Source organism: Ensifer sp. SSB1 (genome assembly GCF_016652895.1).
Classification (GTDB): Bacteria; Pseudomonadota; Alphaproteobacteria; order Rhizobiales; family Rhizobiaceae; genus Ensifer.
Genome location: NZ_JAEPRP010000182.1, coordinates 1 through 14,701 on the forward strand (window position 1 = coordinate 1; position 14,701 = coordinate 14,701).

A 14,701-nucleotide genomic window follows, 5' to 3' on the forward strand; every position below is an offset into this window, starting at 1 on the left:
CTTGCGTCCGCAAACGACCCCGCCCAATGCATCGCCGTGCCCGTTGATAAACTTCGTCAGGGAATGGATGACGAGATCGGCTCCGAGTGTCAGCGGCTGCGTGGCCACAGGAGTGGCCAGCGTTGAATCGACCGACATCAGAGCACCGTGCCTTTGCGCAAGGCCGGCGATGGCGGCAAGATCGGTCAGCCGCAGGATCGGATTGCACGGACTTTCGCAGTGGACGAGCCTGGTATTGGGCTGGAATGCGGCGGCAACCTCCTCGGCGCGCGACATGTTCACCGGCGTCACCTCAATGCCGTAGTCCGGCAATATGCGCCGGGCAAGTTCGTTGGCGCCGGCGTAGCAAACGTCGCTCACAATCAGGTGGTCGCCCTTCTTCAAGAAGGTAAGGAACGTTGCGCCAATTGCCGCAACGCCCGTTGCCGTGGCAACCGCGTCATCGGCGGCTTCGAGTGTGGCAAGCCGCTGCTCCAGCTGCCGCACCGTCGGATTGGTCCAGCGCGCGTAGAGGAACGGCAGCGCGGTCAGATCGTCGACCCCATCCGCGGAAAAAGCTCCGTCACCGGGTGTCAACACATTGTTGACGGACATGGAAACGTTGGGGGCGATGGCCTTCGTCGAGGGATCGATGACGAGCCCGCCGGTCAGTGCGAGGGTTTCGGGACTGAGACCCGTTGCTGCGCCGGGCATGCGCATATTCGCGTGCGGCTCGTGCTCCAAAAAGGCTGGGTGTCTTGTTACCATCTCAGTATCCTCCTGGGCACTCAGTCCCTGACTAGGGAAGGTGGCGTCGTTTTCGCCGCGCATCCCGGTGCTGCGTAAAACGGTCTAGTCGCGAGATCGGCGGATCAGACCAAAAGACCGGCATGCCGCAGGGCATGATCGATTTCCGCCTCCACAGCGGGGGTCACCGTCACGAGCGGCATGCGTACCTACCGGTGCATGCGCCCCTGGCGCCAGAGGGCATATTTCGGACCCGCCGGGTTTGTTTCCAGGAAAAGCGCGCGGTGCAGTGGCATCAGGCGGTCGTGAAACTCGAGCGCGCGACGGAAATCACCCGCAAGGCACGCGGATTGGAACTCCGCACAAAGTCGCGGCGCGACATTTGCGGTCACGGATATGCAGCCGTGTCCACCATGCGCCATGTAGCCAATGGCTGTGCCGTCCTCGCCCGATAGCAGATTGAATTCTCGACCGCAGGCCATGCGTTCCAACGAAGGACGCAGGAGATTGGCGGTGGCATCCTTGACGCCGATTATGTTTCGGCAATCCCGTGCCAGACGGGCAAGCGTGTCCACGGAGACGTCGATGACGCTGCGCGGCGGTATGTTGTATGCAATGATCGGAATGGACACCGCCGCGTCAATGGCGCGGAAATGCTGGTAGAGCCCCTCTTGCGTCGGTTTGTTGTAATAGGGCGCGACGATAAGCAAAGCATCGGCGCCCGCTGCCTGCGCGTGCCGTGAAAATTCGATCGCCTCGTCAGTGCTGTTGGATCCCGCGCCCGCGATCACCGGGATCCGTCCCCTTGCGATCTCCACAGTCAGTTCAACCACGCGCTTGTGCTCGGCGTGTGAAAGGGTCGGGCTCTCTCCGGTCGTTCCGCACGGGACGAGACCGTGGGTGCCTTCGGCAATCTGCCAATCGACGAGCGATCGGAAGGCCTCTTCATCAACCTTCCCGTCTTGAAACGGCGTGACAAGCGCCGTGATCGATCCTTTAAACATCGCGATCTCCGTTTAACTTCTACCGGCGGCGTCAGCGCCGTATCGGCACCTGCATCTCGACGATGCGGAAGGCGCGCGTGATGATGAGGGTGAGGCAGACATAGAAGACGGTGACGACGACCAGAGGCTCGTAGACGAGCAGCGTGTCCTGCCTGATCTTGTAGGCGACGGCATAGAGATCCATCACGGTGACGGTGAAGGCGAGCGGTGTCGCCTTCAGCTGGAGCACCACCTCGCCGGCGATCGTCGGCAGGGCGATGCGGATCGCCCGCGGCAGCCATATTCGCCGCAAAAGGGTCCATCGCGTCATGCCGAAGGCGCGTCCGGCTTCCAGTTCTCCCTTCGGAACGGCGAGCAACGCGCCGCGCAGCACCTCCGCCTCGTAGGCCGCGTAATTCAGCGTGAAGCTCACCGCCGCGAAGAAGAAACCCTCGCGCACAATCGGCCAAAGGTAGCTTGAGCGCAGGCCGGGGATCATAGGCAGCAAAGACCCGACGCCGTAGTAGAGCAGCCACAATTGGATGAGCAGGGGCGTACCACGCAAGCACGTGCAGTAGGCTTTTGCGCACCATCGCAGCCAATGGGGACCGCTCACTTGCGCGAGCGCAAGGCCGATCGCCAGAACGAAGCCGAGACTGACCGAAATGAAGAGCAGAAGTATCGTCTGTAACGCGCCTGCGGCAATGAGCGGCCAATAATTGGAGACCCAAGAAAAATCCATTGTGCGTCTCCTCAGGCTGGTCTTGCCTGCCCGCGCCGGAAATGGGTCTCCAGGCTAGCGATCACGACATTGGAGGCGACCGTGATCGCCAGATAGATTGCGGCAGCGGCAAGGAAGAACAGGAAATAATGTTTGGTGTTTCCAGCGGCGAGACGTGTTGCAAGCGCCAGTTCCTGATAGCCGACAACGGCGATCAACGCACTGTCCTTGGTGACCGACATCCAGAGATTGGCCATGCCGGGGATTGCATTGGGCATTAACGCCGGCAGAACGATCCGACGGAAGCGCAGCCAGGGTCGCATGCCGAAGGCGCTCGCGGCTTCGATCTGGCCCGCGGGAATGGCAAGGATTGCACCGCGCAGCACCTCGGTCATGTAGGCGCCCTGCACGACCCCGAGCACAAGAACAGCGGCGAGGAAGCCGTTGATTTCGATTGGCGGGAAGCCGAGTGCGGAAAGCAGCCTGTTGATGCCATCCGTCCCGGCATAATAGAGGCCAATGATCAGGATCAGTTCCGGGATGGCGCGCACGGCCGTCGTATAAAGATCAAGCAAGGTGGCGACAGCACGGCTCCCCTTGAGTTTGCCAGCCGCAGCCGCGAGCCCGATCAATATGCCGACCACATACGCTCCGAGCGAAATCATAACAGTCGAGGCCGCGCCCGAAAGCAGCACCCCGCCCCATCCCGGTGGGCTGGGCGAAAGCAGTTCGAAAATGGATAAGCTTGTCTGCATGAACAACAGCTCCGCGGCGTCCGAGCAGGATCATTGGGCTCGAACGCTTTGTCGTTGAGAGGGTGCAATCGGCGGAACAGCGGGTCGCCTTGACGCCCGCTACGTCGGCTATTCGCCGTAGGGATCGAAGTTGAAATACTTCTTGGAAATCTCGGCGTATTTTCCGTTAGCTCGAATGGCTGCGATAGCGGCGTTTAACCTGGCGAGCAGCTCGACATCTTCTTTGCGCAATCCGCCGCCGATTCCTTGCCCCAGAACATCAGGGTCATCCTGGACATTACCCTTGTCCTCGCAACAATCCTTGCCAAAATCCGATCCAAGGAATGTCATCAGCGGAATGGAGTCGCCGAACACGTAGTCGACGCGGCCGACTGAGAGGTCCTGGAAAGCCTCATCCAGCGTGGCATATGTCTTCTCGTCGGCCACGCTCGCAAAGTGCTTCTTGTAGTATTCGGTCTGGACCGTGGATACCTGGATGGCAATCGTTTTGCCGGCGACGTCATTGGCGGTGGTACCGCTTATGCCGTCTTGTGCACCGATCAGTTTGCTTGGTGTGTTGTAGTACTTGTTCGTGAAGGCGATTGTTTTCTTGCGTTCATCCGTGATCGACATGGAAGACCAGATGACGTCGAATTTCTTTGACTGAAGACCGGGAATAAGCCCATCCCAAGACATGTCAACGACCGAGCAGCTTTCCTTCATTTCGGCACAGATCGCATCCATCAGATCGATTTCCCAGCCGATCCATTTGCCCGACGCGTCCTTGGTAAAGAACGGCGGATAGGCTTCGTTCATGATGCCGAAGCGCACTTCCGCACTCGCGCCGGCACCCGAGGCGAGAAGAGCTGCTCCGGCAATAAGGTAAATTGCGGTCTTCATGTCAGTTCCCTTTCGTTATTGGTTGGTGCACGGCCACGCTCAATGGCGTGACGAGCTCGTGAATTCGCGACACCGGGCGCTGATCGGAGCGCCAAAGATTTGCTCCGGTTTTCCCTCTTCCTCGACGCGGCCTTGATGCAGGAACATCACGTGGCTTGAGACGTCGCGCGCGAACTTCATCTCATGCGTTACGAGCAGCATCGTACGGCCTTCTTCCGCGAGATCTCGGATGACCTTGAGGACTTCACCAACGAGTTCGGGATCAAGAGCTGACGTCGGTTCGTCAAACAGCATCACCGACGGATCCACGCACAGTGCCCGCGCTATTGATGCGCGCTGCTGCTGCCCACCTGACATGAAGGCGGGGTAGACGTGGCGTTTTTCGTAGAGCCCAACTCTATGCAGCAGCGCTTCAGCTTTCTCGGTCGCCTGCCTGCGGCTCATCCCGAGCACGTGGACTGGCGCTTCGATGACATTCTCAAGGACAGTCATGTGTGCCCAAAGATTGAAGCTCTGGAAAACCATGCCGAGACCGGTCCGGATGCGCTCCACTTGCCGCCAGTTGGCAGGATGTACGCGACCGGCCGATCCAGTCTTCATCAGAACTTCCTCACCGTTGATGACGAAACGGCCGCGGTCCGGGACCTCCAGAAAGTTGATGCAGCGAAGGAAGGTGCTCTTGCCGGATCCTGACGACCCGATCAGCGAGACGACATCCCCCTTGCCCGCGGCAAGTGAAACGCCTTTCAGCACCTCGTGGGTTCCGTAACTCTTGTGTACGTCGTCGACGCGCAGTGCGCCTGAAATGCTGGCTGTCATTGGTTCCCCACTTTTCGTGGCTTGTTAGGGCGCAATTTAGCAATCGCTTGCGCGGCGTTGCCGCACAATCGTATCTTTTTGAGGATTTTTTCCGCGGCATGCCGCTGGCCGCCGCCGCTTTTCCGCGTCACTGTCCGTTAATGCAGATCACCTTGGGTTGGGTCATGTCCTCATAGGCAAAGCGCACGCCTTCGCGGCCCATACTGCCGTGCTTGAAGCCTCCGAACGGCATGGCGTCAAACCGGTAGTCGGAGGAATCGTTGATCATGACTCCACCGGCCTCGATACCGGCTGCGGCCTCAAGGGCCACGGCAAGATTGTTGGTGAAGACGCCGGCGTGCAGGCTGTAGTCCGGTTCGTTCGCCAGTCGGATCGCGTCCGCAAGCGTCTCAAAGTGCTCGAGGATCGCAACTGGTGCGAAAACCTCCTCCTTCCAGAGACAATTGTCGCGCGGGACGCCTTCAAGCACGGTTGGGTGATAGATGGCCCCTTCGCGGCGATGGCCGCAGAGTAGCTTTGCGCCAGCAGATAGAGCTCTTTCCACGGCCTTTTCGGTCCGTTCGGCCGCGGCGGCGGAAATCATGGGGCCGACATCGGTACTTTCAAGGCGCGGGTCTCCAGCACGAAGGCCGCTGGTGCCGGCGACAAATGCCCCTCGGAACTCTTCATAGCAGGCGGCTTGAACGAGAATGCGTTGCGTGCCGATGCAGTTCTGGCCGGCGGCCCAGTATGCGCCCGAAATGCAGCCATCCACCGCCTTTTGAATGTCGCTGTCCGCCATGACGATTACCGGAGCATTGCCGCCAAGGTCCATTGCGAGCTTTTTCAGACCGGCCGTACGCGTGATCGCCTCGCCGGTCGCAAAGCCACCGGTGAACGACACCATGCGGACATCGCGGGCTGAGACAATGGCGCGCCCGAGATCCGCGCCGCCGACAGCGACAGTGACGATTTCCTCTGGCAGCCCCGCTTCGATCAACGTCCCAACCAGCTTGAGAGCGGAAAGCGGGGCGAGCTCCGACGGCTTCAAAAGGACCGAATTGCCGCCCGCGATTGCCGGGCCAAGCTTGTGCGCAACCAGGTTCAACGGATCATTGTAGGGGGTGACGGCAGCAATGATTCCGAGCGGTTCGCGTGTGAACCAGCCTTGGCGCGCCTCGGAGCCCGCGTAGGCGTCGAACGGAATGATCTCGCCGGCGTTGCGCTTGGATTCCTCCGCAGAGAGCTTCAACGTGTTCACGCAACGCGATGCTTCCTTGCGGGCCTGCGTGATCGTTTTGCCCGCCTCGCAGACAATCGTGCGAGCGAAATCCTCCAGACGCTCCGAGACGAGCCGCGCTGCTCCTTCAAGAACGGCGGCCCGGCGATGCCTGGGCAGCGTTCGCGACACCACCGCCCCCCGCTTGGCACGTTCAAGTAGGGCGACAACGTCATCAGACGTGCTGGCTCTGACGCTTCCGACTACCGTGCCGTCATAAGGATTGAAAACGTCGATCGATTCCGCAGTCGGGGCAACCTGAAGCTTGACGTTTGTCATTCCGCGGCCTCCTTGATCGAACCGGCCGAGGCTGAGCGGTGGATAGCAATGATATCAGAGAGAAGAGCATAAGCGGTCTCAATCCGGCCAGCTCCCGGACCCGTTACCGTTACTGAACCGAGCATCTCAGTGGTGAAGGAGACCGCGTTTATAGCGCCACTCACTCCCGCGAGCGGGTGCGCGAACGGCAGACGGCGCGGCGCGACCGATGCCTCGACGCTACCATTCTCGAGACGCGCTGCTGAACCGATCAGCTTCCACCGGTATCCCTCTTTGGCGGCTGCCTCGATGTCCACGGTGGTGAGCGCGGAAATTCCTTCACAAGAGACATCAGCCGGTTTGAGCACTGCGCCCAGCAGTTCATTTGCCAGAATGACTACCTTGAGACGAACGTCGTAGCCTTCAACATCAGCGGTCGGATCGGCCTCGGCGTAACCAAGCGCCTGCGCCTCTTGAACCGCCTCGGTAAAACCGAGCCCAGCCTCCATGCGACCGAGGACGAAGTTCGAGGTGCCGTTGAGGATGCCTTCAAATCCACCGAGACCAGCCCCGGCAAGTGCGTTCTTCGCCAGGCGTATGACGGGTGTTCCGCTCATGACGGCCCCCTCATACTCGAAATGGATCCGGTTACGACCAGCCAGCGCCTTGAGGTCGGCGGCTGCAAGCGCCACCGGACCCTTATTGGTGGTTACAATATGCTTGCTGCTCTCGAGCGCCCAGCGGCAATGGGAAACGGCCGGCTCTCCGTCATGGGGGTTCGTGAATGTGGCTTCAACAACGATGTCTGCAGGCGCCTGGCGGATGACCCTTTCGTTGTCAGCTTCCGCGGATCCACCGGAAAGCCTGGCGAAACCGCCCTTCTCGAAATTGGTCTCGACAAGCATTCGTGCGTCAATGCCGTTTCGCGACACGACGGAGCCAAGGTTGAGATCGGTCACTGCGACAATGTTGAGCCGGAAGCCGAGTTCCGACTGCCAGAGGTGGTTTCGCTCGGCCACGAGCTGCGCGAGGGCGCGGTTCACTCCACCGAATCCGATAAGAGCTATGTTGTACTGTACCATGTCGGTTCCTCATCCTGGGCGATGAGAAGAGCATGCCGGCCGCCAATCCCAGCAGGAAGGTGCCGAAATGGCCAAAGATCTGGCCGCTTTGACAAGGGAGCGTGACAACTGCGCAAATGTGGCAGAAGCGTGGTAGTGCAGAGGCGGCCACGAAAATGCCTAGGATGAGAGAATGGAACCGATTGACGATTTCGATCGCAGGATTTTGAGCATCGTTCAGGTTGACTGCCAGATGAAGGCGGAGGCCATCGGCGACTTAGTAGGGCTGTCCGCATCAGCCGTGCAACGGCGCCTGAAACGGATGCGGGACTTAAACATCATTACCGCCGAGATTGCCCTCATCGACCGCAAGGTCGCTGGAAATCCGATGACGTTTATCGCCGGAATGGAGATTGAGCGGGAGAACTACGACGCCCTGTCGAAGTTTCGCGTCTGGCTTGCCAAGCAGGCGCACATTCAGCAGGTCTACTACGTGACCGGTGCAGTGGACTTAATCGCCATCATTACTGCCCGGGACGTGGGTCAGTACGACGAGATCACGGCCAATTTGATGTCAGAAAACCCGCAGATCAAACGTATTCACACCAATGTCGTTCTAAAGGATATCAAGCTCGGAATGTTCGTACCGGTTGAAGGCTAGTCCAAGCGCTCCCGCGTCCACAGGACGCAGGCCGCGGACGTATACGATTGTGAACGTGTCGAAGATCCGCCCGTTTACGGATGCTTTCGTACCCGGGCATCAGGATTTGATCCCGCTATTGCAACGCAAGGACGGTCAATGATGCGACGAGCGACGGCACCATGACGACGAAGCCGATCCTCATGAAGGCCCATGCTCCGATCTCCAGCCCCTCGCGGCGAAGTGCTGTAAGCCAGAGTATCGTGGCCAGCGAGCCGGTGACGCAAAGGTTTGGGCCGAGATCGACGCCGATCAGCACCCCGCCAGCGACCTTGTCGGAGACATCAGCCAGTTGAACGGCACTTCCAGCGACCAGCCCGGCCGGCAGGTTGTTTACGAGATTGGAAAGCAGAGCTACCAGCACGCCAGCGCCAGCGACAGACCAGGTCGGAGATGTCGAAGCATTCTGGGAAAGGTATTGCGAAAGATTGTTGATCAGTCCCGACTGGTTCAATGCCTCGACGACGATAAACAATCCGGCGACCAGCGGCAAAACGCTCCACGAAACCCCCTTTATCGTCCCCACAGGACTTTGCCGGGTGATGAGCAAGACCGCGGCCGTTGCCACGCACCCGGCAAGAAACGTTGGCAAACCGAGATCGAAATGCAGTACCGAGGCGGCAAGCAGGATGGCGGCCGTGCCACACAAGGCAAAGCCAGCCAGCTTCCCGCTCGCTGACAACGGCACAGCCTGTATATCGAAGGCAACGCTATCGGCTCTGATGACCGAGCGCTGGGTCCAGTACAATGCCAGAAACGTCACAAAAATGGACGCAATCGCAGGCAGACCAAAGATTGCGAGCCAGCGCGAAAGCGGCGGCATATTGCCGCCCCCGAAAATCACCAGATTGGCCGGATTTGAGATCGGAAAAACGAAGCTCGCTGCATTGGCGATGAAGGCACAGATGAGCAGATGTGGCATGGGATCGCGCACCTTGGCTGCCTTGCAGGCCGCATATACGGCTGGCGTCAAAACCACCGCCGTTGCGTCGTTCGACAGTAACGCAGTGACTATAACGCCGACGGCGAAAATCAGAACGAACAGCCTCCTAGACGAGCCCTTGGCACGTGTGGTCGTGATCGAAGCAAGCCAATCGAACAGCCCTTCCTGACGTGCGAGTTCGGAAAGTAGCATCATGCCGATCAGGAAAAGATAAACGTCGAAACCCTTTGCGACACCGATCCACGCCTCGGCCGGGCCAATCAGACCAAGCCCTACGAGCAGCAGGGCGCCACCGACAGCCCATATCGCTTCCGGCCAGGCGAAGGGCCTGGTGATGACGCCGAGCGCGGTCAGTCCGGCTACACCCCAGGTCATGGCAAGTGCATTCATCGTATTTCCAAATCCAATTTCGGCCCTGATACCGACATATCGCGGCATCCATATCGTTATTGTGCGGCGAAGCAATGATCTTCGGTTCAACAATGAAGGCTGCGACATCACACGCGGCAACGCCGTTGAGGCTTGGCGGACTGCGATCCAACGCCACGCATCGATAGTCCGTACACCGGTCGCGGCGCCACCGAGAGTTTTAGCCACCCCATATCCTCAAACAAACCGGATCCTACGAGCAGGCAAGCTACGCCATCCAGGACACGCCGGAGATGGTTGCCAACCATTACGGCCGTTTCCTGCCGCAGGACAAGGCGGCGCTTGCTGCCAGGATTTTGAATCAGGTATGGGAAGCAGCGTAGTCTCCGCATTTTTTCCCGACAACTTGATAGGTGTAGCACCTAGTGCTATATGAAGCGATGTCAGAACGGACTTTCAAAACGGCGTGGTTTTCCAAGGCAGCGAAGAAGGCGCGGATCTCCGATAAGGCCCTTTGCAAGGCGATTGAGCAAGTCGCACGCGGACAGGCTGATGATCTCGGTGGCGGCGTGTTCAAAAAGCGGCTCAACGATAACATGCATCGTTCGATCGTTCTGGCAAAAGCCGGTGAGTACTGGGTGTTCGCCTATCTGTTCGCGAAGAAGGACCGCGCAAACATCGATGACGACGAGCTCATGGCTTTCCGGAAGCTCGCCGAACTCTATCGGCGCAAGACGCAGGCCGAGCTTGATGCCGAAATCGGGACCGGCGCCCTACTGGAGATTTGCAATGACGACTAAGCGCAAGTTCAAGAGCGATGCCTTTGAGGCGATCCATAGCGCCGTCGGAGATATGTATGCAGCAGGCACCATCGACAAGGAAACCATGAGAACCTTCGATGAGACTTGCCTGTCCATCCCGCAGGAGTTGACGCCGGGTGAGATCAAGGCGCTGCGCGAGAATAATCACGTCAGCCAGCCAGTCTTCGCGCGTTACCTGAACACCAGCGAGTCCACCGTGCAAAAGTGGGAAACCGGCGCCAAGCGGCCGAGCGGCCCCGCATTGAAGCTGCTCTCGATCGTCCGGAAACATGGTCTAGAGATGCTGTCCTAGAAGCACGTTGCCTCGGAGGGCGTCAGTCGGTCGCAATTGAGCACTCTCCTCCCCTCACCTTCCTGGCCGCGCCAGCGACCGGGCTATGTCGATGATGTCGTCGCGCGATGCCGTCGGATCCTCTTTATTCCAGGCAACCCCAAGCCCGATCTTGAGATCGACGCCGCGCACGGGCCGAAGCTCGAAACCTCGGTTCGGCAAGTCCTTCGTCCATTCCGGCGCAAAACCGATACCGAGGCCGGCGGAAACTAGCGACACCAGCGAAAAGATGTCGTCGCAGCTATAGGCGACGTTCCCGGTCAGACCATGGGTCTCGAACATCTCCGAGAAGTAGCGCTCCGAGTAGGAAAGGTTCTGTCGGGAGAAGGCGATAATCTTCTCTGCCCTCAGGTCCTCGATGTCGATCTCGCTTCGAAGGGCCAGCGGGCTCGTCTTTTCGACCGCCAGCAGATAGCGCTCATGCGCGACCGAGAAGAAGCGCAAGGACCCGATGTTTTCGACCGGGCGGATAAAGCCAAGATTGATCTGGCCGTTCTCCAGTCCGCGGATGATGTCGCTGGTCGAGCCGCTCGTCACATGCAGCGCCACATCGGGAAATTTCCGGCCAATGCGGGCGAGAAACGCCGGCAGCACCCCAATCGTCGCCGGATAGACGGTTCCAATCTTGATCGTCCGAGCCGCCTTGCCTGCCACCGAGCGCGCCACATCCATCGAGAGCCCGACATCACCAATGATGCGCACAGCCCGATCGTAGAAAGCCTCCCCTGCCCGCGTCAGCTCGACCTTGCGCGTCGACCGCTCGAGCAATCGGACACCCAGCTCCTTCTCCAGCGCCTTGATATGCGCGCTCAATGCCGGTTGGGCGATGCACATCCGTGCCGCTGCCCGATTGAAGTGCAGCTCCTCGGCCACCGCAACAAAGAACGAGAGTTGGCGCAGTTCCATTGAGCAATCCCGGAGTCGCGGAAATTATCTGAATTTAAGATAACTGAAAATCAGATATAAATGAAGCCCCCATCTCAAGGCAGGTGGGAAAATCGTGGCCAAGACTCTCGGTACGGCACGGCATAGAGCGCTGATCGCGCTACTTATCGCAAAGCGTGAGGCCGCAGGACTCACGCAAACAGAACTTGCGGCAAAGTTGGGGGAGTATCAGTCCTTTGTGGCGCGCCTTGAAAGTGGCCAACGTCGCGTGGACGTCGTCGAGTTCCTGGAGTTCGCCGACCTCTTAGACTTCGACCCTCTCGACGCACTGGTTGAGCTCAAGCGCATCAAGGGATGACCGCAGTCATCGCCCCCTGATTGGCATTCCACTCGATACATGACCCTTATCAACCAAAGACAGCAACGGCTGATTTGACGATGATCCCACCACCCGGACTTCTGCGCAGCTGACGGCCGGTGGCGGCGGGGAGCGGGAAAAAGCTGGGGGTTAGGCTGCGAGGTCGAGCTTTGCCTGTTTGAGACGGCCGTCCGCGACGGCGGCTCGGACTTGAAGAACCCGATGAGCGCCGATCGGTGTCCAACGCATTTGCCGCTTCTTGTTCATACGGGCATTGACGAGGCTGTTGGCGGCACTTTCAGCCGGCGAACTGGATATCGGCTGACCGGACCAGTATCGCCGACAGTAGTTGACGATCGAAGCTGCGTTCCGCTCCAGGTAGGTGCCAAGATTGTTGATCAGCTCGTATAGGCGCCTGATTTTGCCAGGGGCGTCGCAAAAACCGAGATGCTGATGCAATTGGGCGAGCATCTGCTTTACAGCTTCGCTTGCCTCTCGCACATATCCGCTCCAGAGGAGATGCCGAAGCCTGGGCACATGGACCGCGACGCTTTGCAGATAGAAATCCAGTTTTTGCAGATGCCTGATGCCCTCCCAGGCCTGTTCAATGTGCCGCAGCCGCATTGATAGATGAAACCAGTCGAGAATATGCGTGACGGGCTGGCGTGTTGCACTGAGGACGATGCTCTGCAGCCCGACCTCTCCGTCGCTAAAGACAGTGACGTCTCGGCCAGGCAGCCATCCTTGCGCGCGCATCGCCGCGCCAACGATATCATGTTTGCCGGCGATCGTCGGGGTAACGATCGGCCTGATCTCAGGCTATGTCGGCGGCAAGGTCGATGCGGTCATCATGCGCCTTGTCGACATGTGGCTGGCATTTCCCTTTCTGCTACTCGCGATAGCTCTGGTTGCTGTCCTGGGGCAGGGAATGGACAAACTCGTGTTGGCACTTGTGCTGTCGGGTTGGCCTGCATTTGCTAGGCCGGTGCGGAGCGAGATCCTGCAGTTGCGGGACCGAGAATATACCCTCTCCGCCAAGGTCCTGGGTGTTTCGCCGCTTGGAGTCATGTTCAAACATCTGCTGCCAAACATAATGCCTACAGTAATGGTCCTTGCGGCGCTCGACCTTGGCGCAACGATCCTTTCGCTCGCTGCACTGTCCTTCCTCGGCCTGGGTGTCGACGCGGAGGTAGCGAGTTGGGGCGGCATGTTGGCGTCTGGTCGAAACTATGTGTCAAGCGCCTGGTGGCTCTCCACCTTCCCGGGCCTCGCAATCTTCCTTGTCGTGATTTCGTCCAATCTTATCGGTGACTGGCTGCGCGATCTCTACGACCCGCGGTCGCCATTCCGGCTAGTCCGCAGAGGTCGCGAAGCGGAGGCCGAGGCGAAGGCGCTCGAAGTCAAAAATGCCGCGTAATTGCTAGGGTGTGTATGCAATCGGTAGTGCGTGCTGCGCACCCCCGGCGTGTTTCGGCGTGCAATTGGATGCCAACGGGTGAATTCTGGACACGATGACGTAATTGCTCGCCTTCGTCTTTCGAATGACGCTCACTATCTGAGCCCCACTTTTCGAAGGAGACCGCCGTATGAAACACTATGTTGGCCTGGATGTATCGCAGCGGGAAACTGCCGTTTGTGTCGTGGACGAGACCGGAAGACCGATCTTCGAGGGAAGAGTCAAGTCGAATCCCGGAGCCCTGGCGGAGCTGATCCGAAGGAAAGCGCCGCTTGCGGAACGCATCGGCTTTGAAACGGGAGCTATGTCGAGCTGGCTATGGCATGAACTCAAGCGTATCGACCTGCCTGTCGTCTGCATCGACGCACGGCATGCGAAAGCCGCATTATCGGTGCGCATGAATAAGAGCGACGAGAATGATGCCCGCGGCCTGGCGGAGTTGGTTCGCATCGGCTGGTACAGAGAGGTGAAGGTAAAGAGTGCCGAGGCCAGCAGGTGCGCTCTCTGCTCGTGACGCGCTCGCGCCTGGTCGAAATAAGACGGGCGATAGAAAACCAGATCCGAGCGATGGTGAAGGAGTATGGACTGCTCTTCGAACGCGCCATTGGATCGATGTTCCGGCGTAAGGTGGCGGAATTGGTCGATGCCGAACACGCTCTCCATGAGGTCATCGCACCGCTCCTTTCCATTCATGAACAAGTTTGCGGCGAACAGGACAAGCTCGACAAGCGGACCGCCGCTCTTGCACGCGCCGACGAAACAACCTGTCGGCTGATGACCGTGCCAGGCATCGGCGTGGTCACAGCGCTGACATTCCGTCATACCATCGACGATCCGAGCCGGTTCAGGTCGGCCGCGACGGTTGGCGCATATCTCGGTCTGACACCCAGGCGAAAACAATCTGGGGAGAGCGACACGAACGGCAAGACATCGAAATGGGGCGATCGACTGTTAAGGACCTATCTGTTCGAGGCCGCGTCGGTCCTGCTGCACCGCACGAAGAAATGGTGCACGTTGAAGGCGTGGGGGCTGCGGCTTGCAAAGCGCATCGGGATGAAAAAGGCCCAGGTCGCCGTTGCCCGAAAGCTTGCTGTCATCCTTCACTGCATCTGGGTCGACGGCACCACCTTTGAATGGAGTGCCCGGAAAGCAGCCTGAGCTAAACCCGAGTTTGCGGGCCCTAAACGGGTCTGCAATGTCCCCGCCGGGACGGTGGTTGTGGTGACTTCGGTCAATCGGCTGGTGGCCTAACAGGCACATCGATGGACACGTTGAAGCACCCGGCCCGAACAACATCATGAGGCAACGACCTCGGAAAGGACCATGACCCCGGCAAGGATGTTGCAGGCGCTTGACAAACATCCGCAATTAAAGGGCT

General features: G+C 59.2%; 14 protein-coding genes and 4 pseudogenes. 7 read left to right on the top strand and 11 right to left on the bottom strand.

Going from position 1 to position 14,701, the window contains the following annotated elements:
- The 8 genes and pseudogenes from I8N66_RS30860 to I8N66_RS30895 all read right to left on the bottom strand — a co-directional run.
- Positions 1–699 (bottom strand): aminotransferase class I/II-fold pyridoxal phosphate-dependent enzyme (locus I8N66_RS30860; protein WP_291162317.1); only part of this gene is annotated, 699 nt, incomplete at its 3' end.
- 152 nt (positions 700–851) lie between these two features.
- Positions 852–1,730 (bottom strand): annotated as a pseudogene (gene dapA / locus I8N66_RS30865) (4-hydroxy-tetrahydrodipicolinate synthase).
- A gap of 31 nt (positions 1,731–1,761) precedes the next feature.
- Complete coding sequence (locus tag I8N66_RS30870) at positions 1,762–2,451, bottom strand: ABC transporter permease (protein ID WP_291162298.1); 690 nt, start codon at positions 2,449–2,451, stop codon at positions 1,762–1,764.
- A gap of 11 nt (positions 2,452–2,462) precedes the next feature.
- Positions 2,463–3,185: an ABC transporter permease subunit gene (locus tag I8N66_RS30875; RefSeq protein ID WP_291162301.1), complete on the bottom strand. Its 723-nt coding sequence runs from the start codon at positions 3,183–3,185 to the stop codon at positions 2,463–2,465.
- Between the two features lie 108 nt (positions 3,186–3,293).
- Positions 3,294–4,064, bottom strand: coding sequence for a transporter substrate-binding domain-containing protein (locus tag I8N66_RS30880; protein ID WP_058328397.1), 771 nt, complete (start codon positions 4,062–4,064; stop codon positions 3,294–3,296).
- 39 nt (positions 4,065–4,103) lie between these two features.
- On the bottom strand, positions 4,104–4,883 hold the full coding sequence (locus I8N66_RS30885) for an ABC transporter ATP-binding protein (protein WP_113535795.1): 780 nt from the start codon (positions 4,881–4,883) through the stop codon (positions 4,104–4,106).
- A gap of 127 nt (positions 4,884–5,010) precedes the next feature.
- The gene (locus I8N66_RS30890) at positions 5,011–6,420 is read right to left on the bottom strand and encodes an aldehyde dehydrogenase family protein (RefSeq protein ID WP_113535796.1); all 1,410 of its coding nucleotides are present in this window, start codon (positions 6,418–6,420) and stop codon (positions 5,011–5,013) included.
- Positions 6,417–7,481: a homoserine dehydrogenase gene (locus I8N66_RS30895; RefSeq protein ID WP_113535797.1), complete on the bottom strand. Its 1,065-nt coding sequence runs from the start codon at positions 7,479–7,481 to the stop codon at positions 6,417–6,419. Before I8N66_RS30895 ends, I8N66_RS30890 begins: the two co-directional genes overlap by 4 nt.
- 172 nt (positions 7,482–7,653) lie before the next feature.
- Between I8N66_RS30895 and I8N66_RS30900 the strand changes: the two genes are divergently transcribed.
- Entirely contained in the window at positions 7,654–8,121 is a 468-nt protein-coding gene (locus tag I8N66_RS30900) for an Lrp/AsnC family transcriptional regulator (protein WP_113535798.1), read from the top strand.
- A gap of 115 nt (positions 8,122–8,236) precedes the next feature.
- Here I8N66_RS30900 and I8N66_RS30905 read toward each other — a convergent pair whose 3' ends face one another.
- Positions 8,237–9,493: an arsenic transporter gene (locus tag I8N66_RS30905; RefSeq protein ID WP_113535799.1), complete on the bottom strand. Its 1,257-nt coding sequence runs from the start codon at positions 9,491–9,493 to the stop codon at positions 8,237–8,239.
- Between the two features lie 127 nt (positions 9,494–9,620).
- Between I8N66_RS30905 and I8N66_RS30910 the strand changes: the two are divergent.
- The 3 genes and pseudogenes from I8N66_RS30910 to I8N66_RS30920 all read left to right on the top strand — a co-directional run.
- Positions 9,621–9,855: pseudogene (locus I8N66_RS30910) on the top strand (hypothetical protein); the annotation flags it as partial.
- Positions 9,856–9,912: 57 nt separating this feature from the next.
- Positions 9,913–10,272 carry a type II toxin-antitoxin system RelE/ParE family toxin gene (locus I8N66_RS30915; protein ID WP_113535800.1) on the top strand — a complete coding sequence of 120 codons (360 nt, stop codon included), beginning with the start codon at positions 9,913–9,915 and terminating at the stop codon, positions 10,270–10,272.
- Complete coding sequence (locus I8N66_RS30920; protein ID WP_113535801.1) at positions 10,262–10,585, top strand: DNA-binding transcriptional regulator; 324 nt, start codon at positions 10,262–10,264, stop codon at positions 10,583–10,585. Before I8N66_RS30915 ends, I8N66_RS30920 begins: the two co-directional genes overlap by 11 nt.
- Positions 10,586–10,639: 54 nt before the next feature.
- On the opposite strand, the gene I8N66_RS30925 is transcribed toward I8N66_RS30920, so the two are convergent.
- Positions 10,640–11,530: a LysR family transcriptional regulator gene (locus I8N66_RS30925; protein WP_291162314.1), complete on the bottom strand. Its 891-nt coding sequence runs from the start codon at positions 11,528–11,530 to the stop codon at positions 10,640–10,642.
- 94 nt (positions 11,531–11,624) lie between these two features.
- On the opposite strand from I8N66_RS30925, the gene I8N66_RS30930 reads away from it, so the two are divergent.
- The gene (locus I8N66_RS30930; protein ID WP_113535802.1) at positions 11,625–11,867 is read left to right on the top strand and encodes a helix-turn-helix transcriptional regulator; all 243 of its coding nucleotides are present in this window, start codon (positions 11,625–11,627) and stop codon (positions 11,865–11,867) included.
- Positions 11,868–12,017: 150 nt separating this feature from the next.
- On the opposite strand, the pseudogene I8N66_RS30935 reads toward I8N66_RS30930, so the two are convergent.
- Positions 12,018–12,656 (bottom strand): annotated as a pseudogene (locus tag I8N66_RS30935) (ISKra4 family transposase); the annotation flags it as partial.
- On the opposite strand from I8N66_RS30935, the gene I8N66_RS30940 reads away from it, so the two are divergent.
- Both I8N66_RS30940 and I8N66_RS30945 read left to right on the top strand, forming a co-directional pair.
- On the top strand, positions 12,550–13,284 hold the full coding sequence (locus tag I8N66_RS30940; RefSeq protein ID WP_113535804.1) for an ABC transporter permease: 735 nt from the start codon (positions 12,550–12,552) through the stop codon (positions 13,282–13,284). The pseudogene I8N66_RS30935 and the gene I8N66_RS30940 sit on opposite strands and share 107 nt — an antisense overlap.
- Before the next feature lie 169 nt (positions 13,285–13,453).
- Positions 13,454–14,481, top strand: a pseudogene (locus I8N66_RS30945) (IS110 family transposase).
- Positions 14,482–14,701 lie beyond the last annotated feature (220 nt).

Coding starts and splice junctions, on each gene's coding strand:
- I8N66_RS30925 (WP_291162314.1), bottom strand. CDS start 11,530: ATGGAACTGCGCCAACTCTCGTTCTTTGTTGCGGTGGCCGAGGAGCTG.
- I8N66_RS30905 (WP_113535799.1), bottom strand. CDS start 9,493: ATGAATGCACTTGCCATGACCTGGGGTGTAGCCGGACTGACCGCGCTC.
- I8N66_RS30900 (WP_113535798.1), top strand. CDS start 7,654: ATGGAACCGATTGACGATTTCGATCGCAGGATTTTGAGCATCGTTCAG.
- I8N66_RS30890 (WP_113535796.1), bottom strand. CDS start 6,420: ATGACAAACGTCAAGCTTCAGGTTGCCCCGACTGCGGAATCGATCGAC.
- I8N66_RS30915 (WP_113535800.1), top strand. CDS start 9,913: ATGTCAGAACGGACTTTCAAAACGGCGTGGTTTTCCAAGGCAGCGAAG.
- I8N66_RS30940 (WP_113535804.1), top strand. CDS start 12,550: ATGCTCTGCAGCCCGACCTCTCCGTCGCTAAAGACAGTGACGTCTCGG.
- I8N66_RS30880 (WP_058328397.1), bottom strand. CDS start 4,064: ATGAAGACCGCAATTTACCTTATTGCCGGAGCAGCTCTTCTCGCCTCG.
- I8N66_RS30875 (WP_291162301.1), bottom strand. CDS start 3,185: ATGCAGACAAGCTTATCCATTTTCGAACTGCTTTCGCCCAGCCCACCG.
- I8N66_RS30895 (WP_113535797.1), bottom strand. CDS start 7,481: ATGGTACAGTACAACATAGCTCTTATCGGATTCGGTGGAGTGAACCGC.
- I8N66_RS30920 (WP_113535801.1), top strand. CDS start 10,262: ATGACGACTAAGCGCAAGTTCAAGAGCGATGCCTTTGAGGCGATCCAT.
- I8N66_RS30885 (WP_113535795.1), bottom strand. CDS start 4,883: ATGACAGCCAGCATTTCAGGCGCACTGCGCGTCGACGACGTACACAAG.
- I8N66_RS30870 (WP_291162298.1), bottom strand. CDS start 2,451: ATGGATTTTTCTTGGGTCTCCAATTATTGGCCGCTCATTGCCGCAGGC.